Here is a 26,770-nt window from a genome sequence, read left to right as displayed (position 1 = left end):
ATGTTTTATTTTATTGTAATTTCTCTTTGATCTTCTACAGTATATCTAGGATATTTTTTAGAAGGCTTTATTGTTTTGTTTGATTCCATTATATATTTTGAAACGTCAAAATAGGAATCCTCTATTTTATTGCGATTAAAATTGGTATAAATAATTTCTAAAACTGGTAAGTCAATATCTTGCTTACTAAAATCGGAGGAGAAATTTATAGCTGTATTATAATAGAATAACTGTTTTTGAATGAAATAATTTTTATTTATTTGAATTACAACTTCGGAATATTCTAAACCTGAAAAGGGTTTGCTCTCTAGGGTCAATTCCCAGTAATTCTTCTTGTCTGCAAAACTTTTTATTTTACAAAATTCTAATAATTTCTTTAACTCAAAAGCACTATTATTCATTGGTTCAGAAAATGACACAATAATTAATTCATCTGGATGAATTATATTTAAACTTAGCTTTTTACTTGAAATAAATTCTGTCTTGTCAATTTTTTGATAAATCTCATTGCGTTCATTCTTTTTAAAAACACCGCTATAGGTTTCATAAACCTGTTTGGCAGTCTTGTTTTTATAAAGATTGTACTTCGTTTCAAACTGTAAAGCTTTAGCACTAGAATACTCCGTGTTTAATTTGCTTAAAACCGTTTCTACGGTTTGTGCGTTCAAACTGAAGTTTATTAAAAATAAAAATAATACGATTCTCTTTTTCATTATTCTGCTTTTATAACATTTCCAGATCGTGTCTCTTGAATGGTTTTTATACCTCGAGATGTCTCTTTCTTAACACGAACTAATCCACCTTCATTATCATACTCATAGAAAGTAGAATAATTATTTTCATCTAATTCCGACATTAATCGGAAAGTTTCTGGGTCATATACAAAAGATTTCATGCTTCCATCTATTGGATGAATACGAACATCATCAAAATAAACTGGAATACTTTGACTGTTATTTACCAATGCTATCTCAATATATGCTGTGTTTCCAGGAATACTAATTTGCTTGAATATTCTTTGCCAACCATCAATAATGTCACCACTTGTAATACAATCTTCCGTACCAATTGAAATTTTAGCGCCATCCAAATAATTAACTTGAATAGTTGGATTGGTATAGCTCATAACTTGCTTGTTGATTTCTTCTTTTACCCAAGCACTAACAATATATTTTTTTCCTATTTCTGGTTTAAAATTCAAACAATCATTACACCCCTCTAGTGGAATTATTGCACCACAGCTCATACCAACTGGATCAACTAATGTAGTTTCTCCATTATTTACTGAAAAACTTCTTGCAATTAAGCCGTTAGAAAGATAATTTGGTTCATCATATAGAAAGTTAAAATCATCTGCGCCATAATAGTCATCTAGAAAATAGTATTTATCCATTATAGGAAATTGCGAAGATGGATAAGCCATTAAATATTTCAAGGACGTTCTTAAAAAGGAAGACACTTTTGCTGTAGCACTTGCTGTTTTGCTAAGTTCAGAATTAAAGTTAGGATCCTCGTCTGGACTCAAAGTTCGTGCTTTTGAAGTAGCGATATCACTATCTACATAAAATCCATCTTCAATTCCTACTACAAACAAATGTGGTTTTCCAGCTGATCCTGTTGTCGCTCCATTATTATTATTAAATCGCTGCATAGTTTTTAACAAACTACCTGCGTCTGTTGAAGGTAATGCAGTTTGGCAACCATCGGTTATTAAAATAACAAAGTCGGGATTTAAGTCTGCTGCTTTCGTTAACCCACTATTCCAATAATCTGAATTTGGACTTACTCTATATCTATGTTCAGTATTTGGGTCTCCAGGAGTTACCTCATATTTTTTTCTATACCCATCTATCCATGCAATATACTGAGCGATGTTATTGCTTGAAATCCTTTCATTCAAGATAACATTATTTCCATTATTCGGGATTGAAGCATTAGTCCTAGTATCTGAATCTGAATCTGACAATCCAATTAATGAGATACGGACATCTGTATTTAGACTTACATCATTATTATCATCTAATTGTTTATTAACAAACGATCTTAACTGACTTCTAATTTTTCTTGCTTCAATTTCACTTATTGACCCTGATTCATCGACTACAATAGCAATGTGTCTTTCACATCTTATAGTATCTGTAGGACAGAAATTAATGTGTTTTATATAACCTTTTGAAGTATCAATAAACCCATCACTCAAATGAGTAATAATATTCATTTTTGTCTCACTATCACTATAACTTCCTATTTCAATATCCGTAACAGTATTATTACTGTTATTATATGGTATTCGAATATCAAAATCATTCGAATGGTCTGAAAATGAGAATCTTATATATAATCCTGAATTAGAAAAATTATATATCATAGGATTAGGATCTGTGATATAGGGAGCTAAATCATCTAACTGTGTACAAGTAAAAGGAGTACTTGCAGTTGGTTGCATAATTAAGTAATTCACTAAAGCAATAAACGCATTCTTTACAACTTGAGAATTAGGATTGTTTTCTGTACATGAAACTGGATTACAATCTACAATATTAAGGCCGTATGCAAATGAGTTTGTACAACCATTAGCGTCTGAAACGTTCAAAGATATTCTGTAATATCCAACATTTTGAAAAACTACGCTAGGTTGTGCTACATTAGAAGTTTGAATAACATTTCCATTTGAATCTTTAAATTCCCAATTATAGGTTAAATTAGTCGATGTAGTTTGGAAAGTAAACAAAGTTGCTTGATTTACACATGCTTCTATAACGGGTAATTTTGCTGTATCATTTTTAGTTGTTGATTTACTCATTGCATTATTACTCGCTACAACAGTTCCATTTATTGGTGTAGAACATGGGGTTGCAGGGCAAAAATCTATATGGTTTACATAATTTCTATCTGGACTTTCTATATAGCCATTTATATATTCTGTATAATAATTAGAATTAATATTTGGTAAAACATAATTAGTTAAGAATATATCTTGCAAGATTTGATTACTAAGCAAAGTAGTTTGAACATCATTTTGCATCCCATGATCGGCAAATGAAAACTTCATAAGTGAATTACTTATTGTGAAATTATATATTCTTGGATTTGGGTCAGTAATATAGGGAGAAAGCGCAACAAGTTCTGGACAATTATAGCCATTAGGCACGCTTGATAAAGATTTCAAATGATTCACTAAATCCACAAATAAACTTTTCACATTATTTGATTGGTTATTTGTATGTAAACAAGATGTACAATCCTCTATTACAATTTGTTTGGAAAAATTAGATTCACATCCATTAGCATCTGTTAAAACTAAATATATATAATATAATCCAGGGTTATTAAAAGCGAAAGTTGGAGTATTAATTTGAGATGTTTGTGTTGATCCATCAACATAACTCCAATTATAAGAAAATGTTGTTGAAGGAGCAGTGTCAAATTGAAAAGAAAAAAGAACATTCTCGCCGGTACAATAATTTGATTTACTTGTAATAATTTTTCCCGTTGGTGGTGGTGGACAATTAATCACAGAGAGTGTGATGGGTTCTCTTCTAAGTACTAATTCTAAAGCATAATTAGGTGGTGTAAGTGTTTTTGTAATATCAGGATGTTTAGATATGCAGTGATAAATACCTTCATCACTTAACGAAACATTTGATAGTGTCAAAGTACGTGAAGTTTCTCCATTAATGGGTTGATTATTTTTATACCATTGGTAGGTTTCTGAAACAGTGTAAATATTGTTTTCATACATTTTTAATACATATGAATTTCCTATTGAACCATTTATATTCAAAGGTGTGTCAGTTTTTGCTTGAGGTGCATAGCTCATCGCAACTGTTGGTATATTTACTTTATAGTGATTATATATTTCTTCGAAATCAATAAATTTAAATCTATTAGTATGTATAGCAAATGATTTAAGATTTGTTAAGTTTTTAAGACTAACGGGTAATATTCCTGATAATTCATTCTGATAAAGGGACAAATCTTGGAGACTTGATAAATTACCAATAGAGCTAGGAATGTTTCCTGATAATTTATTCCTCCTTAACCATAACCTAATCAAATTAGGCATATTATTGAATATATTAGGAATAGAACCCGTTAGTTGATTTGAACTTAAATAAAGATTAATTAAATTACTCAAATTACCAATTGATGTTGGAATCGTTCCTGAAATAAATGTATCACTAATTTGTAATGTCTTTAAATTAATTAAATTACCAATAGAACTTGGAATATTTCCAGACAATTTATTTACTCCTAAAAGTAAATTTGTCAAGCCTATAAAATCTCCAATTTCATTGGGTATTTCACCTTCTAAATTATTAGACCATAAACCTAAATGAGTGACATGTCCATTCGTTACAGTAACACCATACCAACCTGTATTAGTAGTGGCATTCCAAGAAGTAACTGCAGCATTGGGGTCATTAATTGGCCAAACCCCTTTACCTTGTGTTGTGTTTGTCCAATTTGCACCTCCTGTTGCGTTGTACAAAGCAATTAATGCATCTCTTTCTGATTGAGGAATAGTAGCTACATTATTAGTTATTTTTTCATTAATAGAAGAGAATGCAAACAAACTACTTGTTATTATAAAACAAACAGTACTTAAAAGTATTTTAAATTTTAAAGTATTCATTATTCTACTATTATTTTTTAGTTTGTATTGCTTTTGTGTTTTTCGTAACTGGTAATGGGTCATTGCAAGTCGCAATTTTCTTTGTTATAATAGCTTTTCTAGTTTCATTACCTTCACTTGGAGCTATTCGAATACTTCTTCTTCCTGTATGTGATTGTGTATTTGAAATACTGATATTATTTTCATCTAAACTTCCTTCAAAACTAAAATGAGATAATGAATCACATACCGAAAAGTCATAATCTTCGAAACCATCATAAGCTAATTCGTTATATCTTGTGTTAGAAGCAACTGCTAAAGGAAATCTATAATTATAACCATATAAAGCAGATGAATATCTATTTAAAGCATCTTTATTCTCAATTTCTTGACCATACGGATTATAATTAGTTACTTCAGAAGCGAATGTCCATTTTGTATTAGGGAATAATTCTATATCTGCATTACTACTCTTTTTCCATTTATTTGTTGCATCATAAGTATAGAAGGGATAAAAGTCTTCATAGAATCCAGAAACCCTTGGTGTAACATTTTCAGAATGATGTCTTCCCGTTAAATAAGCATAGGATCTTTTTGCTCTCCAATTTCCAAGAATATTGTATACATAAGGATTGTAAGTAGCTTTTAAAATATTGTCATATTCATCACTATCATAATCTAATTTGTCAAAATTGAACACTAATTCACCTTCTGAATTAAATCTCATTTGTGGTAAGTTACATTCACATTGTCCAGCCCATTCATTTGAATACTCAACAGCAGAAGCATTTATAATTCTATACTCTTTCCAATCGCTTGAATCAAACAAGTTTGGTTTTAGTTTATTATTTACAATATGACTTAATGGGTTTGTCATAGAAGTAACTGAAGCCATACTTCCCATTTGTAGGTTTCTATATCCAGAACGTATTACTTTCATAGTTCCATTTGTAATATCGTACTTGTCTACTCTCAATCCTTGTTTATCAATAAGTGTAATATTTCCATCATCAGCTACGTTAACTACCCAAGCTTTAAAAGGCCTTGGATTATCATCATATAATGGAGTTTCAAAGCCATTTTGTCTATTTTGTGTTAGCCACAATTCGTCTCCTGGCAATAAATACTGTTTAGCATTATGATCATCTGTAAAACGATATAAAGCGCTATTTTGATCTGGCATTTCTATGTTCCATTCTAAGTCTAAGTTGGTAACTGCTTGTCCCATTCCTTTATATTCTCCATTCCAATAGGCAGGATAGTTAAAACTGTAATATTTATCATTATATTCGTTTACCGTTTCTGTAACGAGTATTTGCCCTGTTTCTGCATCCCAAGCTAAATTTTTAGTTGAAACAACAGCACCAAGATCATACGCAATAGTTTCTCTTAAGATTCCAGAAGAATGCATCACTTTTGTTGTTACTGCAGTTTTTAACAGATCTTCATGCCTTGAATATTTTGGCAGTAGAACAGGTATTATTACATAAAGTGCTGCAATTGGAATTCCTTGCATATTAAATCTAACTCCATAAGTAGAAGTAACGGATTTGTTTTCTCTAAAATCATTAATTACATCATAATCTACTCCAACTATATTTTGTTCTACTACTCCTTCAGAATTAATCGTAGTAATCTCATTGTTTAATAAACCAAAATTATTAATATCTTCTTTAGTAGTATTGTCCATGTATTTATAATCTACTCCAGAAATATATAAGGTTTGCCCTTCAGCATATACTCTCTGGCTCTTCATTTTCCCATCCATATCATTTGTATGTATAGAAAAACCTTGGGACATTGTTAAATGTTGTTTCGCATTAATATTAAGTATTCCTGCTAAATTTGATTTATCATAATGCGATGATAACGGGGTGTATTTAACTAGTGTAGGATATTCTTTTGATGTAAAAAACTCTGTTACCACATGTCCGGTAGCGTGCTTTTTTACTTCATAATTTGTTTCTCCTATTGCTTTTTTTCTAGGTAAATTCTTCACGCTTACTCTTGAATAGGTTACTTTCGGTGAAGGAAAAAAAGATTCTCCTAAGGGTTCTTCAACATAGTTTTGTTCATCTGGTCCTAATAATACTCCTGGATTTTTTCGATCATAAAATGGTTGTACTAATGGATTTTCTTTACAACCTAATGGTTCATAAGTAGCAACACCAGATGTAGTGCTATTGTCTTTATCTCCATCTCCCGTATTATAACTATATTCTTGACCGTAAAATTGAGCATAAACATCATCATCAATATGACCAGTCATAACATCCCATTCATCATGTAGTTGCACTTTCTTTACTCTGCTTCCTCCTCCAATTTTTCTGTTTTCAGGGTGCTTCAAACGAATCCAAGATTTATTAGACACAAAATCACTTGCAATTCCTTTGTCTTCTAGTCTCCCATTAGGGCTTTGCGCAATTTGCAACACAGAAGGCAATGTTCCAAGCATTTCCATAACAATACTTTTCAAATCTTTTGAATCTTCATTGTTTGTTACCCCATAAACCAATCTGTTTAAATAAGAACGTCCAAATTGCCAACCTGCTTTCGAAATTGGATTTACCTTTTTACCTTTATTAATTCCGTCTCCTTTTGATACAAATTCAATTTTTATTGCAACCTCGTTTCCGTTAATTTTTATGCCATCAACGCCATCAATAAGTTTTAAATAGCCTGTAACATAATCATATTTATCTGTTCTATTTGCTCCTGGTAATGGATTAGGATCGGTCATGTTAACTAAGAATCTAAAATAGACAGGTTGACCAAACAAATCACCTATATATTTTTTCTTGAATTCTTCTTTTGAAACTGCAGTATTAGTTTTGATATATAAATATTCTGAACCAAATAAATTAGTTTGTGTAGCTTGTCCTGGAGTACCATCTCCAGCACCAATAACTTTAAACATTTGCATTGCTTCTTTGTCTTGCACAAAAGCATAATCGTCTGCTTCATATTCTAATGCTATTGTTCCTCCAGAAGGTAACTTTACACTTTCCAAATGCCAAGCTGTAGCATATTGATCTGCAAGCTGTCTGTTTGATTGGTCAACAAAGGGAAACTCTGTATTTGGCATTGAACCTGAAGTTGGGTTACAACTAACATCTGTAGGTGTTGGCTTATAATTCCCCCAAACATCATACGCTTTCATGTCATAACTATAATTATTCATGTAATTAAAAACATAAGGGGTATATTTCCCCATGTTTGAATCACGATACGTAAAATAAACTTTCTTAAGTGTTAGTTTACCTACATCAGGAGTGTTTTTATTCTTCTTGTAAGCTTCATAATTAATATTGTTTTCTATTCCAGAACAAAGTGTATAATTATATTCAAAATGTGCTACTTTAATTGGTTTAGCATCTCTTTGTAATTTATCGTATTCTGGTTTAGAGTAAAGTAGCACCTTATCTAATTTATATGACTTAGAAGCGTCACTAAATCCTCCATTTTCGTCTTTAACTCCAAATCCATCTTTACGTGCCGATATTTCAAAAATAGCTACGTGTGTTTTTGTATCTATTCGCTTAATATAAGACAATTCTTTTTCTCCGTATTGATAATTTCCTTTGTCGTCTTTTTTACTTGATTTTAATCCTTCATCATAGTTTGCTTTATTTTTACCAAAAGGAACTCTCCATTTGTATAACCCATCTTTACTCACATCGCTTTTATCATCGTAAGTGAATTTAGTGTAAGAACCTAAATCTCCATCCGTTGGCCCCACCTCACCATCAATATCTTGATAGTCTGATGACAATATATGTGTTAATAAATAGGTGTGAGCGTAATCGGGAGTAGTTACTCTATTAAAATAACGATCTCCATCTCTATCATTTTGAGCAGAATTATCACTATTGAAATAAGATATCAATCCTGTTGAACAATCACCATCATGCCCACTTTTGTTACTAACGTCAAAAGTAACCTCCTTTTTTGTGTGATTGTATAAAGCCTTTCCAAAAATGTATTGATCTCCACCATCTTTTATGATTCGTATTTCTGCAGTATGATGGTCTTTTGCATATTTACTAAATGATTTACTAAAACCATATTTTGCTGCTTCCTTGCGAGTTAATTTTTGAATGGCTTGGTTTCTGTTTACTCTTTCCGTTCTTGCAATTTTGTTATTTCCTTGTATTTCTGTAGTTGTAGGATTCTCAAACTTATAATAGGCTTGTGTTGTATTTCTTCCATACTCACCTCCATCAAGTGCTAATTTTATTGGGGCATAACCTCCAAGACTGCCCCTAAACAGATCATTTTCTTTATCAACATGATTCCCTCCAATATTTTTAAAATATACTTTTTCATAATCAGGTCGATTCCCTTTTTTTTCCAAAAAGCGATTTAAAGCACGATTGCCCCACAATTTTGTATGACTCTTACCAATAGTAACAGTAGCATCGAAACCCCATTCGTGTCCAGCTCCAGCTCCTATTTCAATACCTAGATTCCCTCCAAAACTTTTATCAACAATCTTATTATCAAAAACATACCCTACTTGACTGTTATATGGTCTAAACATTCCTGAAACACCTTGCCCTTCGATACTATAAATATCAAAAGTATAGTTTGTTATTGGTAATACATTTGTGAATTTATTTACCGTTCTATCGTTTTCTCTATTGAAATCTAAAATATCTCTCTCAGAAGCATTGTAGGTGTTTTCATATCCGAAACCGTTTTCAATTTTGTGTTTTTCAGAATCATGAATACCCTGTTTCGTCATAAATCCTGAAAATTTCGCACCAATATTTCCCCCGAATGCAGATGCGTCAAGATCTAAATTAAACATAATATTTGAAGATCGCATAGCTACTCTTTTTAATGGAGTATATGTAGCTATAGGATTATATGACAATCCACCTTCTGAACCTGTGGAAAAAGACTTTTTCTTGTTTGTTGTAAAGGTTTTTCTAGCACTTACTCCTATCGTCATTGATTCAATACCTCTTCTACTATTATAAGCAACTCCACCTGAGTAACCTAAGCTATAATCCTTTTTAGAAGTGCTACTTTGTTTAGCATTATAAGAGGCATTGGCTGATGCAGAAACCCCTTCCGTTGCAGATGTTTCCATTTGCATACCCACTGATAAAGATTCACTAACAGCATAACTCAATCCACCTGTAATAGAGAAACCTAAACCATCATAATTATTATGTTTTACAGTTAGACCAACGCTAAGTTCACCTTTTTTTTCTTTCTTTTTAGGTGTTTCTCCTCCCTCTGTTAATCCAAGTAAATCAAAATTAATTGTTCCATTTGATCCAATAGTAATATTGTCCTTCATATTATTCTCATAAGTCATTGGATCCCCGTTGAAATCATCTGGCAAACCACGCATTTGTCTGTTAATTTGACCTACGTTCAAATTCCACCCCAATCCAACCCAAGAAGCTTCTTGGTCCATTGTAACTCCTGAATTGTATGCTAAATTTAATGGATAACCACCCACATCCATAATGGGAATATTGTAGTTAAAATCTCCACTTGCTAAATCCACCATATCAGAAGTTCCAATTGGTGTAAATGAATTGAATTCTGGTTGTGAAGGTCCTTCAGTTAATGCATACATTTGCATAGGTTGCGTTACCTGAATCAACATCATAATGGCTAAATAATAGGCCAAAAATTTAGAAAACTTACTAGATCTAATCTGCTTCATAATAATATTTCTGTATATGTGTCTTTAAATTGGAATTTTAAAGTTCCCTTTTTGAATAATTTATCGTTGTATATTAGTTGCACTTTTTCTTCAGGATCAATACCTGAAAAAAACAATAAGACTTTTTGAAAAGGAGCAATTTTAAAATTACGTTCATAACTAACTCCTGTGCATTTTATAGTATCTTTTTTTGATGTAACTACATAAAAATCTTTATCTAATGCAAAAGACATGTACTTTACACCTTCCTCATAGGAAAGCGTTGTAAATTGTTCTTTCAATAAATCCTCTTCATCTTCTTGTTCATAAGTAAACTCTATAACGCGTTCCGTTTTATTTTCTTGGTATAGTGAATCAATTTCAAACAAATCATGATTACCTTTATCCTTAAGTAAATAAAACTGTATTGGAACTTCTGTCGCTGTGAATTTTATATCATCTGCTTTTTGAGAATGCAATTTTGATTTCCATCCTTTTTTTTCTAACTGAAAAAGTTGATAACGAATTGATCCATCATCAACTGGAATGTTTCCTTTGTTGTCTTTTCCACATGAAAAAAATAGAAGAATTGACGCTATAAAAAGTATACTTTGCCTATAATCCTTCATATTTTTTATTTACATATTGCAATAATTCTGCTGTAACATCAACAGATTTATCAGCATACAAAACATCACCCTGGTTACTAGAACCTATTATGAGTTTATAGTTTTTATCTTTTGAAAATTGTTGTGTATAGCTATTAATTCGTGTCCAAATTTTATTAGATTCTTCTTGCGCAAATACTTTATTAAAAGAGTCAAACTCCTCTCTCTTTGCAACAAATTCTTGCATTAAAATCTCCTTAGTTTGTCCGCTTAAATCTTCCCTCTGAATTTCAAGATATAAGCTATCGAGAGTTGCTTTCTTACTATTAAATTGCTTCTCACCTTCTTTCTTCATCTCTTTAGTCATCCTAAATCCATCGAATAACTTACTATTATCCACATAATAAACCGAATCTGACTTCGAAAAGAAAGTATAAAAAACAAACAACAACAAAAAGACCAATACTACTGTATTGATCGCAATTATAATAGGTAATTTTTGTTTTAACACTTTAGTTTATATAAAATTTATGCAAAAGTAAGAAAAATAACATTGTGCTATAGCATAAAAATTATCTTTTTTTTATAAAGATTTAATTTACAGATTATTATCTAACTTTTAATTTAATTTTAAAAAACTAATCACAAATTCATTAAATTTGCTTTTTAAAAAATAATAAAATTATGTTACAGGTAACTTACATTAGGGAAAACAAGGAAGAAGTTATCGAGAGATTAGCAAAAAAGAACATGGATGCTAAAGACTTGGTAAACTTGGTTGTAGAATTAGATGAAAAAAGAAGAACAACTCAGGTTGAATTAGACAACCTTCTTGCAGATTCCAATAAGTTATCCAAAGATATTGGAGCTTTAATGAAGGGTGGAGAAAAAGCGAAAGCTGAAATTCTAAAAGCAAAAGTAACGCAATCAAAAGGGAGAGTTGAAGAACTTAAAGAATTATTAAATAGTACTTCTTTAGAGCTTCAAGATGTACTTTATAAGTTGCCTAACTTACCTGCGAATATCGTTCCTGAAGGAAAAACACCTGAAGAAAATTTAAATATATTTGAAGAGGGCGACATTCCTAAATTACATGAAGGAGCTTTACCTCATTGGGAATTGGTAAAAAAATATGACATTATAGATTTTGATTTAGGAGCAAAAATTACGGGTGCAGGATTCCCTGTTTATAAAGGTAAAGGAGCAAAATTGCAACGTGCGTTAATTACCTATTTCTTAGATAAAAATACCGATGCTGGATATCAAGAATATCAAGTACCTCATTTAATAAATGAAGCGTCAGGCTATGGAACAGGTCAATTGCCAGATAAAGAAGGGCAAATGTATCATTCAACGGAAGATAACCTCTATTTAATTCCGACTGCAGAAGTACCGGTAACTAATTTATTTAGGGATGTCTTAGTTAATGAAAGTGATTTACCAATTCTTTGCACGGCTTACACCCCTTGTTTTAGAAGAGAAGCAGGTTCTTACGGAGCACATGTTAGAGGGCTAAATCGTTTACATCAATTTGATAAAGTTGAAATTGTACGCATTGAGCATCCTGACAATTCTTACAAGGCTTTAGACGGAATGGTTGAACATGTTAAAGTAATTCTACAAGAACTTAAGTTGCCATACCGCATACTTAGACTTTGTGGTGGAGACATGGGGTTCGCTTCTGCTTTAACTTATGATTTTGAAGTATTTTCTACAGCTCAAGACCGTTGGTTAGAAATTTCTTCTGTTTCTAATTTTGAAACATTCCAATCGAATCGATTGAAATTGCGTTTCAAAGACAAGGAAGGAAAAAATCAATTGGCACACACTTTGAACGGAAGTTCATTAGCGTTACCAAGAGTTTTAGCTGGTATTCTTGAGAATTATCAAACTCCTGAAGGAATAGTTATTCCAGAGGTTTTAAGAAAATATACTGGTTTTGATATTATAGATTAAACGTTAATCTTACTAACATAATGTACTAATTTGACGCAAAATGTGTTACTTTAGTACATTATTTGTTTCTAAATGAAGATGAAAAAATATTTTGCATTACTATTCTCGTTTTTCGCTCTAATTGTTTATTCTCAAAACGAACAATTAGCAATTGACTATTATGAAAAGGGAGAATTTGAAAAAGCACTTACATTATTAGAACAAATAGCTTCAAAACAACCCTCTAACTACTTTTATTTTCAACGTGTGATTGATTGTTATCAACAATTACAACAGTTTGAAAAAGTAGAAAAAGCAATTGAAGAACGAAAAGAGATGTATTATCAACCTTTACTTTTAGTAGATTTAGGGTACAATTATCATCTTCAAAATCAAGAAGAAAAAGCAAAAAAGCAGTTTGAATTAGCCATAAAAGCAATTGAAGAGCAACCCAACTATGCCTACCAAATTGGAAATAATTTTGAAAAAAAGGTATTAGTTGAATGGGCATTAAAAGCATATGAAACGGGTACAAAAGGAAATCCCAACCTTAATTTTGATTATCAAATTGCTTTGCTTCAAGGTCAATCTGGTAACATTGAATTAATGACAGACAAATTACTCGATTTTGCTTATCAAAGACAAGAAAATACTCCAATTGTTAAAAATTATTTGACTCGTTTTATTAGTAATGAAGCCAATGAAACATTTTTAACCTATTTAAAAAAAGCACTATTAATAAGAACTCAAAAAAGCCAAGATATCTATTGGAATCAATTTTTGAGTTGGTTATACATTCAACAAAAAGAATTCGGAAAAGCATTTATTCAAGAAAGAGCTATCTACAAAAGAAATCCTGATAGTTTTGACAATATTATTACATTGGCAAACTTAGCAATTGATGATAAACAAAACGAAGACGCAATTACTATTTTGGAATTTATTATTGAAAATGCAAACGACTTAGAGTGGAAGGTTACTGCACACACACTTTTAATGAAGATAAAAATAGATCAAGCCGAAAAGAGTGATTATCCTAAAATTAAAGAAGACTTAGATCTTTTATTACAGCAGTTCAATTTCAATCCATATACTTTAGATTTAATTAAACTAGTAGCTCATTTTGATGCTTTCTACATTAACGACACTAAATCTGCTATTTTATTGCTAAATAAAGTATTAGAATTGCCATTTGATTATAGAGAAAAAGCTAAATTCAAGATGGAATTAGCAGACATTTTGGTTTATGATGAAAAATTTAATCAGGCAATATTGTATTATGCACAAGTGGAAGACAATATGAAGAATGATGCTTTGGCACATGAAGCAAGCATGAAAATGGCAAAAGCTAACTATTATAAACAAGATTTTGATTGGACATTGCAACAGGTAAAAGTGTTAAAACAATCCTCTAGTTTGTTAATCGCAAACGATGCTGTTGAATTATTTCTACTCATTCAAGATAACTCCTATGAAGACAGTACAAGAGTTGCTTTAACAGCATTCTCTAAAGCTGATTTATTATTATATCAAAACAAAGAATCAGAAGCATTGCAGGCTTTTCTTAAAATATTAGAACTTAATAAAGGAAATAGTATTGAAGACGAAACTTTATTAAAAATTGCTATAATTTATTCTAAGAGAAAAGAACATAATAAAGCATTAGAATACTACAAACTGATATTAGATAATCATGCTGATGGAATATTTGTAGATGAAGCATTGTTTTTTTCTGCTGAAATTTATAGAAAAGAATTAAACGATAATGAAAGTGCAAAACCACTCTATGAAAAAATGATTTTCGAACATTCTGATAGCATTTACTTTATTGAAGCAAGAAAACAATTTAGGATATTAAGAGGCGATAGCAATACCTAGATTTTATAAACTAAAACAGTATTCAATTTTTCAAAACACCAAATTACATAAAATGATAATATACAACGTTACTATAAATATTGACGAAAGTGTGCATGACCAATGGTTGCAATGGATGAGAAACAAACACATAGACGATGTGTTAGCTACAGGTTTATTCATTAGCGCGAGAATGGTAAAAGTACTTGTTGAAGAAGAAATGGGTGGACAAACCTATTCCGTTCAGTATTTTACTGATTCTAGAGAGAAATTAGAAGAATATTACAAAAATCATGCTCCAAGATTAAGAAATGAAGGATTAGCTCTTTTTGCAGATAAAATGCTAGCTTTCAGAACTGAACTAGAAGTAATGAGCGAACATTATGGAAAAGAAAATTAATGCTTAAATTTGCATTTCCACTTAAGTCTTAATAATTGTATAATTAAGAGAAATTATACTTGTGCTTTAAACACACAATCTCTATCTTTTAAAAAGGAAACTTAGAGGAGCCAAAACAAAATTTATCAGAAGGTAAATAGAAAAATTCTCCGTTTCTAAAGGGAATAAAAAACAAAAAAAATGTCAGTAAAAGCAAAAAAACATCTAGGACAACATTTTCTTACAGACGAAAGTGTGGCTAAAAATATAGCAGACACTCTATGTTTAAAAGGTTATGAGAAAGTATTAGAAATTGGACCAGGAATGGGTGTATTAACAAAGTACCTTCTCGAAAAGCCAATTGAGACATTTGTAGTAGAGATAGATACAGAATCTGTAGCCTATTTAGAAGAAAACTATAAAAAACTAGAGAATCATATTATTTCAAAAGATTTTTTAAAATACAATTTGAACGAAATATTTAACAATGATCAATTTGCTATAATCGGAAATTTCCCGTATAATATATCAACCCAGATTGTTTTTAAAACATTGGAAATGCGAAATCAAATACCTGAATTTTCAGGGATGTTTCAAAAAGAAGTCGCTCAACGTATTTGTGAAAAAAAAGGAAGCAAAGTATATGGAATACTTTCAGTACTAACTCAAGCTTTCTATGAAGCAGAATATTTATTTACAGTAGATGAACATGTGTTTGATCCACCTCCAAGAGTAAAATCGGGTGTACTAAGGTTAACAAGAAAAGAAAATTACCATTTGCCATGCGATGAAAAATTATTTTTTTCCGTTGTAAAACAAGCTTTTAATCAAAGAAGAAAAACAATGCGAAACAGCTTAAAAAGCATGATTCATTCCGATACTTTAAAAGAAGATGTTATTTTCAACCTTAGACCAGAGCAACTTTCAGTAGAACAATTCATAGAACTAACCCAAAAAATAGCAGCCGATGGAGTTTAAAATCAGTAAAGAGCTTTTAGAGAAATTAGAATTTCTTATTCAAGAAAATAAAGAACAAGAAGTCTTAGAATTATTACAAGAAGTTCACTTTGCTGATATAGCCGAAGTCATGGGAGAAATGGAATCTCATGAGGCTATTTATATTTTCAACGCATTAGATTCTGAAAAAACAGCAGAAATTCTACTTGAGTTAGACGAAGAAGTTAGGGTTAAAATTCTAAGATCACTTTCCGCAAAAGAAATTGCAGAAGAGATTGATGAATTAAGCACGGATGATGCTGCCGATATTATTGCAGAACTACCACAATCACGTAAAGAAGAAGTAATTTCTGAACTTGAAGATGTAGAACATGCTAAAGACATTGTAGAATTATTACGCTATGATGAAGATTCCGCAGGAGGATTAATGGGGAAGGAACTTGTAAAAGTGAATGAAAACTGGAACGTATTAACCTGTGTGAAAGAAATGCGTGCTCAAGCAGAAAATGTAACGAGAGTACATTCTATCTATGTAGTAGATGATGACAACAGGCTTAAAGGAAGGCTTTCCTTAAAAGATCTATTAACCACATCAACTAAAACACCAATACGAGATATATACATACCAAAAGTTGACTCAGTAAAAGTTGATGCTGAAAATGTAGAAGTAGCTAGGATAATGCAAAAATACGATTTAGAAGCCATTCCTGTAATCGATGAGCTTGGAAGACTTGTTGGTCGTATTACAATTGATGACATTGTAGATGTTATTAAAGAAGAAGCAGATAAAGATTACCAATTAGCAGCAGGTATCTCTCAAGACGTAGAAGCAGATGATAGCATTTTAGAACTAACAAAGGCAAGATTACCTTGGCTAGTTCTAGCATTATTTGGAGGATTCATATCAGTAAGAGTACTCGGGTTATATGAACCTGCAATGAATATTCATCCCGAATTATTCTTTTTCACTCCACTAATTGCAGCTATGGCGGGGAATGTTGGAGTACAATCGTCTGCAATTATCGTCCAAGGTTTAGCAAATGATGCACTTTCAGGTTCTTTGTTTAGTCGATTATTAAAAGAGCTTTCATTAAGCCTATTAAACGGAACCATATTAGCCATTTTACTTATCATTGGAAGTTACTTTCTTTTAAATATAGACATTAAAACTGGAGTTATCGTTTCACTTGCGTTATTATCAGTAATTATAATGGCATCACTTATAGGAACATTTATACCTATCGTTTTAGATAAATACGGAATCGACCCTGCACTTGCAACAGGTCCGTTTATAACAACCAGTAATGACATCATGGGGATTATAATCTTTTTTTCTATTGCAAAAGCCTTCTTAGGGTTTTAAAATAAGAAATTAAAAAAGTAGGGCCGTTTAAAAATTTCCCTATATTTGAGATAACAAAACGTTCTTAAAAATAGCAAAAAAACACCAATTTAGAGTGCAAGAAATGTCAAAAAACGCAAAAAAGTGCTATTATAGATATTTAAATGAAGTTGTTAAGTATTGAAAATAGTAAACCTATAGTGATTTTGATTACTATCCTTTTGGTTAGTTACTGCCTGGTAGGCAAGGAAACAGTAAGGAATACCGTTATGACTTCCAAGGGCAAGAAAAAGATGACGAATTAAAAGGAGAAGGGAATTCTTTAAATTACAAATATAGAATGCACGACCCAAGAGTGGGTAGGTTTTTTGCTGTGGATCCTTTATTTAGGGATTATCCTCATAATAGCACTTATGCATTTAGCGAAAATAGAGTTGTTGATGCTGTTGAGTTAGAAGGGTTAGAAAAATTAATAGTTAGTGAAATTAATAATGAAAACAGAACAGCTAAATTAAGAATTAGAAAAGTAGTTTTAGTTGTTAATGAGGGAGCAGGTATGATTGAACAATATAAAAAGATCTCTAGTTCGAGTTTTGAAGCTATATTCAAAAAAGGTAATCGCAAACTACATATTAATGGAATGCTTCAAAATGGCGTACTACCTACTTTTGCTGATGTGCCACTTTTTTCTGGCAAAGAGCATCGAATAGAAAATAATATTTATGAGCTAGATATTGAATATGACGTTACCCTCAGTTTTGTTAGCAGTAGCGAAGCCGTAAGGCTAAAATTAAAAGATCCTACTCTATATTCTATAGCTTCGTTAGGAATCGCTAGACAATTTAGTCGTAATCCTAATACTGCCGCAAAGGCACAAGTAGATGGAGATCGAAATACTATTATTGCTAACCCGAGATTTTTTGGACCAAATCCTACTGGAAATATGGGACTTGTGGATGGAAAGCAATATACTACAGCTACCGAATCAATTGCTCATGAAACAGGTATTCATAATATGGCGGGGCATACTCACCCAATAGACCCAGAAGAAAATGCGGCAGAATATAAAAAAATAGGATTGAAAGGTTCTGTCCCTGGAAATGTATATCCAACAAAAGACGAAACCAAAATGATTATAAATATTAATAATTTAGAAATAAATGAATAAGCTAGAAAGGAATTTTAGAAATAGAAAGTTTTTATTATTTGTTTGTTTTTTTATAAATGTTGCTAATTCACAAAATAAAACTAATCAAGTGACCAAACTATTATGGGCTGAAACTTATTTAGGACATTATTCAGATAATGATGACACAATGTATAAAGGAGTTGGAGGGTTTGTAGAATGTTTTGACATTAAAGAAGAAATCTCTCAAAAAAGTTATGAAATGGGTTATTATGAAATTGAAAAGCTAAGTAATATACGTGGAAAAGATTCAACATATGAGAAATTAATTCACAATGATTATTTGAAAAATGATAAATTATTTAGTGAATTTTGGTATAATTATGAAAATTCTTTAGAAATAAAAAAGGTGATTTTTAATACTATTTGGGTCTATTTTTTATGTGAAGTAACTTTTGAAAAACATTATTTGGGGTTAATTGAACAATATGTCCCAATATTAGATAGTCCTAGTAAATTAAGTTATAGAAAAATTCAAATTCCAACCTATTTAATTAAGATAATTTCAATAAAACCAAATATAAAAGAGTAAAAACCCGACCCCCGCTAGCGCGAGCATCTTGCTCGTGCCTACAAACAAGGTTAAAATAGGTTTTAATAATTTTGTTATTTTTACAAAATGAGTAGAAAGTATAAATTTGCAGAGAAATCAGGACCCGATCGCTCAGGTATAACACAAACTGATTCTCAACGCAACAGTTAGCGCAGAATTGCATTCTGTGCCAGGATTAACAAAAGTTTAGCTATGAAATCAAAATGAAAAAAAACATTATACCAATTACATTTCTTTTATTTTCTATTTTTTCTTGTATTAACAAAAAATCTAATCAAGAAATTTTAAGTAACAATATTACAGTAAATCTTGATTTAAAGAAATCAATAACTGATACACTTGAAATAAATTGGACACGGAAATCACGAAAAAAATATTCATTTAATTATTTTTCCGATAATGTCGGAATTTGCAATCTATCAAACGATACTATTTTTATCCAGACCCATCAAGGACTTGGACCAAGTAATACACTTTTTATTTTGATTTCGAACGGCAAATTTGAAATCAAATTATTTGAACATGACTGTACGTATAGAAATAAATACAATGTTATTAAACAACGTTTGGTGTTAAATAAATCAAATTATAAAATTGATGACACATTAACTGGAAAATTATTTTATCAAGGAATATTTGTTTTGGATTCAACTAAAAATATTGTTGACACAACAACAATTTCAGGAAAATTCAAATTAAAAATCAGAAATAAAGATTTTGATTTTGACAGTTTAGAAAAGGAACGAAGATTATCAATTTTAAATAGCCCACAACCTGAAAAAATTAAAGAATTAAATTTATCTAATTGGAAAATAAATTTATTACCAAAAGAAATAAAAAAATTTAGAAATTTAGAAATATTAGACCTAAGTGAAAATGATTTGAAAAATGTAGACTTAAACATTTTATGTGAATTTAATAAACTTAAAACAATTCGATTAAACAATTGTAATTTATCAAAAATTCCAAATTCAATATTTTGTTTAAAAAATATCGAAGTTATTGAAATCGACCATAATAATGTGAAAAAATTACCTTTAAAATTATTCAAACTTTCAAATATTAGAGAACTTAGAATGGCAGATAATTTATTAACATCTTTACCAAAAGAGTTCTTGAATTTAAAAAAACTTAAAATATTAGATATTTCAAGTTTTAATGAAACAGTATATATTAAAATTTTACCTCCTGATTTCTTTAAAACACTAACAAATCTAACTCTTTTTTATCCACCACAGAATATGGACGAAAACAAATATCCTGAAATAAAAAATCTTGAAAATTATTAACTACAGCAAATCGAGGTACTGTCTTAAAAAACAAATAAATTTTCGTAATTTTACTCTAGCAGAAAGAGGACTTCAGGTGACTCTTTGCACGGAAGTTCTTCTAATATAGTCCTGGTTTTTTCTGGGACTATTTCTTCTTTTTCTAATCTATAATGTTTCCTTCGGAAACAAGCAGAAAGAGAGACTTAGACTCATCATTACCGGAAATATTATTCTCTTGAGGCTGATACGGTTGATTATTTTTCCAAAGCGTATAGATGTAGATTAACATTTTTCTCTGAACAACAACATATCCCCGCTACCGCGCGAATCCTTTCGCGTGGTTAACTTATCTCATCCTAAAATAAGTTAACTCTCAAGTTCCATTGGAACAACCCATGTTGTAACCCTTTTTTCATAAGTAGTCATTTAAAAAAAAGTTATACCATTTGTGATTTGAATTTACTGTAAAATAAAAGGATGATTTTTTTCTTGACATGAAATAGAAAATCAAAGCATAGCATCGCTACATTTTTATTTTATATTAAAATAGCGAGGAAAAAAGGGCGTTTTATTACAGTAAATTCAAGTTGTAAATGGTATTATTTATTAGAATAATCACAATAGTAAATAAAAAAGACTCCTTTTTATGCAAAAAACAAAAGCAATAGCACACCCTTTTTAGTAAAATAACAATAATTTTAAGGCATCTATTTTCAATACATCTATTTATTATATTTGTTTTTAATCATTAAAAATCAAATATATGGCAGTTAAAACCACGAGAAAGTACAAATTAAAAGATGTTGAAATGCTCACATCGGCAGCAACAATTATCGATAATGCAATCGCTAATAAAACAGTATTACAATCTAAAAGAAGCACGTGGACAGATGCCTTTTTCAACGATCTAAAATCGCAAATTGAGAGTACCACTGAAAACTTTTTAGGAAAAGACGCAGCAAAAGAAATGCGAGAAGCAACACAAATTGTAGTTAGCCTTCAAGCAAAAGCACAAAACGACCTTTCAGAATTTAAAACACAAATAGCACAAGATTTCAAAAAAACACCAGCAAAGAAAGACGAAATCTTAAATACACTAGGCTTTGCGGCACACTATAAAAAAGTAAAAACAGGAGACCAAGAAGCCCTAGTACAATTACTATATCAATTTAAAACAAATATAGTACCCGCACTTAATACAGAAATAGTAGAAAAAGGCATTGCACAAGCAACAATAGATGCAATTGTAGGTTATGCAAACACCCTAAAACAAGCCAACATTACCCAAGAAGGCAAAAAAGGAACACGTAAAGAAACAACAGAAGAAGCAATTGTTGCATTTAATAACATCTACGAACAAGTAATAAGTGTCGCAACGATTGCGAGAAATTTGTATAAAACCGAGAAAACAAAACAAGACCTTTTTAGTTTTTCAAAAGTAAGCGCTACAATGAATAGCAAAAGTACAACTTCAAGTACAACAGCAAAAAAAGCATAAATAAAAGGCAATCCTATATAATTGAGCTATCCATATAAAGCAACACACGGAAACACTATTAAGATATACGGAAGCTCAATTATACCCTACGGAAATTTCACTTTAACACAAGGAAGCTCAACTTTTACCTACAGAAAATCTACATTGAGCTACGGAAACTTCACTTTAACACAGGTAAGCTTAACTTTAAGCTACGGAAAATAAACATTTACCTATGGAAATTCTACTTTATCATACGGAAGCTTGAATCATACCTACGGAAACTCTATATTGACCTACGGAAAATTTTTAATGCCTTAAAAATTTAAAAAAACCCCAGCTGTCCGAAGAGTTCTAAATAAAATGCACACGCTCTACGATGGTCTCCCGACCTCGTAGCACAATAAAAAACAAAGCCACTTAGTCATTGCGAGAAAGAAGCAATCAAGTGGTTTTTGTTGTTCTAAATCGTATTATTTTACCAATATATAAGCTTTGACTTTATTAAAACACCTTAATTCCTCCATATATTTGAGACAACAAAACGTTATTAAGTATAAGGAGAAATTTTATACAAAACCACTACTTTTCTTTAAAATCAAATTGTAGTTGCACAGAAATGCTTTTCTGAATGGGTTCGCTAGTTTTCTTTTCTTGATTGTTTAAATTATTTAAGGACAGTCCTAATAATCGTACAGAATTCTTTAATCGCTCTTGATATAATAACTCTTTTGCAATATCTATTATCAAGTTTTTATCTGAAATATAATAAGGAAGCGTTTTACTTCGGGTTTGCAATGAAAAATCGGAATACTTTAATTTTAAAGTTATTGTTTTTCCTGCTATTTTACTCTTTTGCAATCGCTTTTCCAATTCGTTAGCAATGCTAATTATTTTATCTTCTAAAAACACTTCCGAAGATAGATTTTCAAAAAATGTACGCTCTGCTCCTATTGATTTTATGGTTCTATTCGGCTTCACTTGACTATTATGAATACCTCTGCATATTTGATAATAATAGTTTCCACTATTACTAAAATGTTTTTCTAAGAATTCAAGCGATTTTTGCTTTAAATCGAAGCCTGAAAAGATACCTAATTGGTACATTTTTTCGGTTGTAACTTTCCCTACTCCATAGAATTTTTTAATATCCAATTTCTCTAGAAAAGCTTCCACTTCGTCTGGATTAACTGTTTTCTGTCCGTTGGGTTTGTTATAGTCAGAAGCAATTTTTGCGACAAACTTATTTACTGAAATACCAGCCGAAGCTGTTAGCCCAACCTCTTCATAAATTTTTCTTCTTATTTCCTGAGCAATAAGTGATGCACTTGGATTATTCATTTTGTTTACCGTAACATCGAGATAGGCTTCGTCTAACGATAGTGGTTCAACTAAATCGGTATATTCTAAAAATATTTTTCTTATTTTACTTGAAATCTCTTTGTATCTATCAAAACGAGGTGGCACAAAAAGTAACTCTGGACAATAGCGCTTCGCTTGTACTCCACTCATAGCGCTCCGTACACCAAACTTACGTGCTTCATAACTAGCTGCACTTACTACACCTCTCATTTCGCTTCCTCCTACTGCTAAAGGTTTTCCTCTTAAATCTGGATTATCAAGTTGCTCTACAGATGCATAAAAGGCATCCATATCTATATGAATAATTTTTCGATATTGAACAACTTCACTCATAATCACAAAATTATAAGATATTTAGAAAGAATGATTAATTTTTATCTTTTAATGGAAAGAAAAAATTAAGTGGTGCGGTCTTAAAATAACTCCAAATGGATTTATTAAGCAAATAAAGTTCTGATAATGGTATATTTCTCGATCGAAATGCAAGAAGCATAGACAGAGTGAAGCTTATAATAAAGTTAATAAAACCAATACAAAACACACCAAATACAGCAACTACTACTGTCCAAAAGTCAATATTAAAGTTTGCTCCATATAACCCTAATGCAAGATTTCCACTAGCAAAAGTAATATGCCTAATATCAATATTCAGTCCTAAAAAAACACCTAAAGGACCTATACTACCTAAAAAGATACCAAACCACATATTTGAAATTACTCCTGCCCAATTTTTATCGACCCAATTTGCCATTTTCTGTGTTTTTAAAATTCCAAAAGTCTGTTTTAAAAATGGGTTTTCTTGAATCCTATAGGCAACTTGAAAATGTTTGTTTCTGTTTGAAATACTTCCAGAGATTATTCCTGATAAAAAAAGAAAAACTCCTGCGATAGCAGCATGTAAAAGGGCTAATGAATATATTGGATTCAAATCATTTATTAATTTTTCTGACTTTGAAACAGCTATATTTTGCCCTGTTAAAAAATCAAAAAACCAGACAACAAATATTGCTACCGGAAAAGCGATTAAAACATTGCCCACAAAAGCGATATATTGTGTTCTAAAGATTCGAGCAAATAATTTAGCAAAACTTTTGTGTTTGTCTACCAAATTAACCTGTTTTTTCATTCCTTCTTCTAAGGTTTGTGCAATAGTTGCCGCTGTCATTGCTGGTTGTTTAGTAGCCAAAGTATAGCCTAATAAAAAAATAACAACAAAGCCAAATGCATAATTGAAACTATATAAAAAAGCATGATTAAACTCTGATACTTGCAATTTTGAAAATAACAATTTAAAAACACAAAGAAAACCTACGATTACTCCTCCTCCCAAGGCTGCATACAACATTTTAAAGTATTCCTTATAACCATCTGTTATATATTTTTGTCCTGACTTTGCGGTGTGTTGTGTGATTTCATAGGAAACTAACTGCGTACTTTCCGCTAATAACTTTCTTATATTATTTTTATAGCAATTATACTTTATTAACTTTAACAATATTGAAATACTGTTTTTCAACTTGTCTTTATCTTCATCAACAATGACTAGAGCTATTAATTCTTTTAAACGCTCTAATTGTTGTCGAATACGCAATAAACTTTGATTTACAGATAATGTAATCCCATATTTTGAACTATTCAAAAAGGCTTTATCGATATATGCGTTACACTGTTTATGAAACATTAAAAATTGCTTTATAAACAAGTCATTACTTTGGACAAAATGATGCTTTGAATTCCTTAGACTTAATTCTAATTGGTTTAACTCATTCTCTAATGCTAAAAATGGGCTTTCAAGATTTGAAAATTCAGGCACCATTTTAATCACATCATTTTCTAATGCTCTACCACTCATTCGTTGCGCCAATAATTGCATCGCAAGAATAATTTCAGACAATGCTGTTTCGTCTTTTACGGTTGTGTAAATATCATCAAAACCAAGTAGTTTAAACAACAATACGATTTCGTCATACGGAATTGTATCAATCCAAACGGGGTCTGAACTAAGATAAAAAACTTGATTTAAAACATACTGTAACGTATCTTTTTCTGGTTGATAGGGTAAAAGTTTATCGAAGAGACGTGTTCTTATCTCTTTAAAAAATTGATTATCACTTATTATTCCAGAATCGGATAATAGTCGTGAAAATTTATTTTTCTTAATTAAAGTTTTAAGATACTTCTTAAACAACAAATTAAATTCTGAATGTACTTCCAAAAAACGAATCAATTCTCCTATAGAAATGACGTCGTTACTTCTTTCTTTCTTAGGTCTAAAAACGTGAACTAAATCAATCAAGAAAAGCAATTTATGATCTGCATATAAATTATTCTCAAAATGATTTTCAAACAATTCTTTTACCGTTGAACTTTTTTGAAATTGATGCCTTACATTCATAAATTGAATGAATTAGTTATTTTAAAAAATCATTTCTTATTTTAGTCGAAATTATAAAATTTCAGAATACAAATGATTGAAATAGAGAGAAAGTTTTTGGTAAGATCTAATGCTTTTTTAAAGGATGCAATTAAGTCTAATAGAATCGTTCAAGGATACTTGTCTAGCAATCCAGAAAGAACTGTCAGAATTAGAATTAAAGGATCTTGTGGTTACCTAACCATTAAAGGAATGAGCAATGCTTCCGGAATGAGTAGAATGGAATGGGAAAAAGAAATTTCAATTGAGGATGCAGAAGAGTTATTACTGCTTTGTGAAAAAGGAACAATTGACAAAATTAGACATGAAGTAATAGTTGGTACTCATGTTTTTGAAGTTGATGTTTTTAATCTAGAAAATGAAGGACTAATTATTGCTGAAGTTGAGCTTTCAAGTGAAGATGAAAAATTTGAAAAACCTAAATGGCTTGGAGATGAAGTTACGCAAGACAAACGGTATTACAATTCTTATTTAAGCAAGAATCCATATAAGAACTGGTAATTTACTTTTAATCGGACAAAAATAAAAACGGAACAGAAAGTATACCTCTTAATTTTCTTTTGATAAAATATTCTAAAGCGTCTTCTTTAGAATATTTTTCAAGAAAATTTATCCTCCAAATACGTTCTTCAATGTCTTTAAAATTGACTTCACAAAATAGAACTAGATTAATTTTGTCGTCTATAAAAGCATTTTGTTGTGCTTCAATCAGTAATTTTAACACAACATCATTAATTAACGTGTTTCTATTATTTGCATATTTACGCATCACTTTTTGATGGTATTTTCTTAAACTAATAATAAAAATAGGCTCAATACTACTTATAACATCTATCGTTTTTTTATAAACTAAAACTATTTTTTGAATCGGGTTTTCATTCGTTGCTTGTATTGTTGCAACTTCTTTTAAATAATTATTCCATAATAAATCTACTGCTTCAGACAAAAGCATTTCTTTGTTTTCAAAAAGAGAATAAAGTGTTTTTTTAGATACAGAAAATTCATTTGCAATATCATTCATCGTAATAATTTTACATCCTTTTCTAAGAAAATGATGTAATGCCTTTTCAATTATTTCAGATTTTTTATCCATCGTATTTGTATAAAAAAATCCTGCTTTCACAGGATTTTT

At 30.6% G+C, this 26,770-nt stretch carries 19 protein-coding genes; 11 read left to right on the top strand and 8 right to left on the bottom strand.

Features of this window, described 5'->3' with window-relative positions; genetic code table 11:
* Nucleotides 1–5 precede the first annotated feature (5 nt).
* The 5 genes from L2Z92_RS07330 to L2Z92_RS07310 are packed head-to-tail and all read right to left on the bottom strand — an operon-like array spanning nt 6 to nt 11,396.
* A complete protein-coding gene (locus L2Z92_RS07330) occupies nt 6–713 on the bottom strand; it encodes a hypothetical protein (protein ID WP_236458176.1) in 708 nt (235 codons plus the stop codon).
* Complete coding sequence (locus L2Z92_RS07325; RefSeq protein ID WP_236458175.1) at nt 713–4,636, bottom strand: PKD domain-containing protein; 3,924 nt, start codon at nt 4,634–4,636, stop codon at nt 713–715. The genes L2Z92_RS07330 and L2Z92_RS07325 overlap by 1 nt, the downstream gene beginning before the upstream one ends.
* A 10-nt stretch (nt 4,637–4,646) precedes the next feature.
* Entirely contained in the window at nt 4,647–10,298 is a 5,652-nt protein-coding gene (locus L2Z92_RS07320; protein ID WP_236458174.1) for a hypothetical protein, read from the bottom strand.
* The gene (locus tag L2Z92_RS07315; RefSeq protein ID WP_236458173.1) at nt 10,295–10,906 is read right to left on the bottom strand and encodes a hypothetical protein; all 612 of its coding nucleotides are present in this window, start codon (nt 10,904–10,906) and stop codon (nt 10,295–10,297) included. The genes L2Z92_RS07320 and L2Z92_RS07315 overlap by 4 nt, the downstream gene beginning before the upstream one ends.
* Nucleotides 10,893–11,396, bottom strand: a complete 504-nt coding sequence (locus tag L2Z92_RS07310; RefSeq protein WP_236458172.1) for an OmpH family outer membrane protein — start codon at nt 11,394–11,396, stop codon at nt 10,893–10,895. The genes L2Z92_RS07315 and L2Z92_RS07310 overlap by 14 nt, the downstream gene beginning before the upstream one ends.
* 173 nt (nt 11,397–11,569) lie before the next feature.
* Between L2Z92_RS07310 and serS the strand changes: the two genes are divergently transcribed.
* From serS to L2Z92_RS07260, 10 genes are all read left to right on the top strand, one after another.
* The gene (serS, locus tag L2Z92_RS07305) at nt 11,570–12,841 is read left to right on the top strand and encodes a serine--tRNA ligase (RefSeq protein WP_236458171.1); all 1,272 of its coding nucleotides are present in this window, start codon (nt 11,570–11,572) and stop codon (nt 12,839–12,841) included.
* Nucleotides 12,842–12,919: 78 nt separating this feature from the next.
* Entirely contained in the window at nt 12,920–14,698 is a 1,779-nt protein-coding gene (locus tag L2Z92_RS07300) for a tetratricopeptide repeat protein (protein ID WP_236458170.1), read from the top strand.
* A 52-nt stretch (nt 14,699–14,750) separates the two neighbouring features.
* Nucleotides 14,751–15,077, top strand: a complete 327-nt coding sequence (locus L2Z92_RS07295) for a DUF4286 family protein (protein WP_236458169.1) — start codon at nt 14,751–14,753, stop codon at nt 15,075–15,077.
* A 180-nt stretch (nt 15,078–15,257) separates the two neighbouring features.
* Nucleotides 15,258–16,034, top strand: coding sequence for a 16S rRNA (adenine(1518)-N(6)/adenine(1519)-N(6))-dimethyltransferase RsmA (gene rsmA, locus L2Z92_RS07290; protein ID WP_236458168.1), 777 nt, complete (start codon nt 15,258–15,260; stop codon nt 16,032–16,034).
* Entirely contained in the window at nt 16,024–17,376 is a 1,353-nt protein-coding gene (gene mgtE / locus L2Z92_RS07285) for a magnesium transporter (protein WP_236458167.1), read from the top strand. Before rsmA ends, mgtE begins: the two co-directional genes overlap by 11 nt.
* A gap of 319 nt (nt 17,377–17,695) precedes the next feature.
* Nucleotides 17,696–18,523, top strand: a complete 828-nt coding sequence (locus tag L2Z92_RS07280; RefSeq protein WP_236458166.1) for a hypothetical protein — start codon at nt 17,696–17,698, stop codon at nt 18,521–18,523.
* On the top strand, nt 18,516–19,073 hold the full coding sequence (locus L2Z92_RS07275; RefSeq protein WP_264554485.1) for a hypothetical protein: 558 nt from the start codon (nt 18,516–18,518) through the stop codon (nt 19,071–19,073). The genes L2Z92_RS07280 and L2Z92_RS07275 overlap by 8 nt, the downstream gene beginning before the upstream one ends.
* Nucleotides 19,074–19,297: 224 nt before the next feature.
* Nucleotides 19,298–20,383, top strand: coding sequence for a leucine-rich repeat domain-containing protein (locus L2Z92_RS07270; protein WP_236458164.1), 1,086 nt, complete (start codon nt 19,298–19,300; stop codon nt 20,381–20,383).
* 745 nt (nt 20,384–21,128) lie between these two features.
* Complete coding sequence (locus tag L2Z92_RS07265; RefSeq protein ID WP_236458163.1) at nt 21,129–21,863, top strand: hypothetical protein; 735 nt, start codon at nt 21,129–21,131, stop codon at nt 21,861–21,863.
* 21 nt (nt 21,864–21,884) lie between these two features.
* Nucleotides 21,885–22,067, top strand: a complete 183-nt coding sequence (locus L2Z92_RS07260) for a hypothetical protein (protein WP_264554484.1) — start codon at nt 21,885–21,887, stop codon at nt 22,065–22,067.
* Nucleotides 22,068–22,424: 357 nt separating this feature from the next.
* Here L2Z92_RS07260 and dinB read toward each other — a convergent pair whose 3' ends face one another.
* Together dinB and L2Z92_RS07250 are read right to left on the bottom strand one after the other, a co-directional pair.
* The gene (dinB, locus tag L2Z92_RS07255) at nt 22,425–23,537 is read right to left on the bottom strand and encodes a DNA polymerase IV (protein ID WP_236458162.1); all 1,113 of its coding nucleotides are present in this window, start codon (nt 23,535–23,537) and stop codon (nt 22,425–22,427) included.
* A gap of 34 nt (nt 23,538–23,571) precedes the next feature.
* Nucleotides 23,572–25,599, bottom strand: coding sequence for a site-specific recombinase (locus tag L2Z92_RS07250; RefSeq protein ID WP_236458161.1), 2,028 nt, complete (start codon nt 25,597–25,599; stop codon nt 23,572–23,574).
* A 72-nt stretch (nt 25,600–25,671) separates the two neighbouring features.
* On the opposite strand from L2Z92_RS07250, the gene L2Z92_RS07245 reads away from it, so the two are divergent.
* A complete protein-coding gene (locus L2Z92_RS07245) occupies nt 25,672–26,139 on the top strand; it encodes a CYTH domain-containing protein (RefSeq protein ID WP_236458160.1) in 468 nt (155 codons plus the stop codon).
* A 7-nt stretch (nt 26,140–26,146) separates the two neighbouring features.
* On the opposite strand, the gene L2Z92_RS07240 is transcribed toward L2Z92_RS07245, so the two are convergent.
* A complete protein-coding gene (locus L2Z92_RS07240) occupies nt 26,147–26,731 on the bottom strand; it encodes a TetR/AcrR family transcriptional regulator (protein WP_264554483.1) in 585 nt (194 codons plus the stop codon).
* Between the last annotated feature and the right edge of the window lie 39 nt (nt 26,732–26,770).

The sequence above is a fragment of the Flavobacterium jumunjinense genome (assembly GCF_021650975.2).
Lineage (GTDB): Bacteria > Bacteroidota > Bacteroidia > Flavobacteriales > Flavobacteriaceae > Flavobacterium > Flavobacterium jumunjinense.
This window is presented reverse-complemented; position numbering and strand designations above follow the sequence as displayed.

What these genes read in the sequence shown, in the direction of transcription:
- L2Z92_RS07330 (WP_236458176.1), bottom strand. Translation starts at nt 713, where the DNA reads ATGAAAAAGAGAATCGTATTATTTTTATTTTTAATAAACTTCAGTTTG.
- L2Z92_RS07325 (WP_236458175.1), bottom strand. Translation starts at nt 4,636, where the DNA reads ATGAATACTTTAAAATTTAAAATACTTTTAAGTACTGTTTGTTTTATA.
- L2Z92_RS07320 (WP_236458174.1), bottom strand. Translation starts at nt 10,298, where the DNA reads ATGAAGCAGATTAGATCTAGTAAGTTTTCTAAATTTTTGGCCTATTAT.
- L2Z92_RS07315 (WP_236458173.1), bottom strand. Translation starts at nt 10,906, where the DNA reads ATGAAGGATTATAGGCAAAGTATACTTTTTATAGCGTCAATTCTTCTA.
- serS (WP_236458171.1), top strand. Translation starts at nt 11,570, where the DNA reads ATGTTACAGGTAACTTACATTAGGGAAAACAAGGAAGAAGTTATCGAG.
- L2Z92_RS07300 (WP_236458170.1), top strand. Translation starts at nt 12,920, where the DNA reads ATGAAAAAATATTTTGCATTACTATTCTCGTTTTTCGCTCTAATTGTT.
- L2Z92_RS07295 (WP_236458169.1), top strand. Translation starts at nt 14,751, where the DNA reads ATGATAATATACAACGTTACTATAAATATTGACGAAAGTGTGCATGAC.
- rsmA (WP_236458168.1), top strand. Translation starts at nt 15,258, where the DNA reads ATGTCAGTAAAAGCAAAAAAACATCTAGGACAACATTTTCTTACAGAC.
- mgtE (WP_236458167.1), top strand. Translation starts at nt 16,024, where the DNA reads ATGGAGTTTAAAATCAGTAAAGAGCTTTTAGAGAAATTAGAATTTCTT.
- L2Z92_RS07280 (WP_236458166.1), top strand. Translation starts at nt 17,696, where the DNA reads ATGCACGACCCAAGAGTGGGTAGGTTTTTTGCTGTGGATCCTTTATTT.
- L2Z92_RS07275 (WP_264554485.1), top strand. Translation starts at nt 18,516, where the DNA reads ATGAATAAGCTAGAAAGGAATTTTAGAAATAGAAAGTTTTTATTATTT.
- L2Z92_RS07270 (WP_236458164.1), top strand. Translation starts at nt 19,298, where the DNA reads ATGAAAAAAAACATTATACCAATTACATTTCTTTTATTTTCTATTTTT.
- L2Z92_RS07265 (WP_236458163.1), top strand. Translation starts at nt 21,129, where the DNA reads ATGGCAGTTAAAACCACGAGAAAGTACAAATTAAAAGATGTTGAAATG.
- dinB (WP_236458162.1), bottom strand. Translation starts at nt 23,537, where the DNA reads ATGAGTGAAGTTGTTCAATATCGAAAAATTATTCATATAGATATGGAT.
- L2Z92_RS07250 (WP_236458161.1), bottom strand. Translation starts at nt 25,599, where the DNA reads ATGAATGTAAGGCATCAATTTCAAAAAAGTTCAACGGTAAAAGAATTG.
- L2Z92_RS07245 (WP_236458160.1), top strand. Translation starts at nt 25,672, where the DNA reads ATGATTGAAATAGAGAGAAAGTTTTTGGTAAGATCTAATGCTTTTTTA.
- L2Z92_RS07240 (WP_264554483.1), bottom strand. Translation starts at nt 26,731, where the DNA reads ATGGATAAAAAATCTGAAATAATTGAAAAGGCATTACATCATTTTCTT.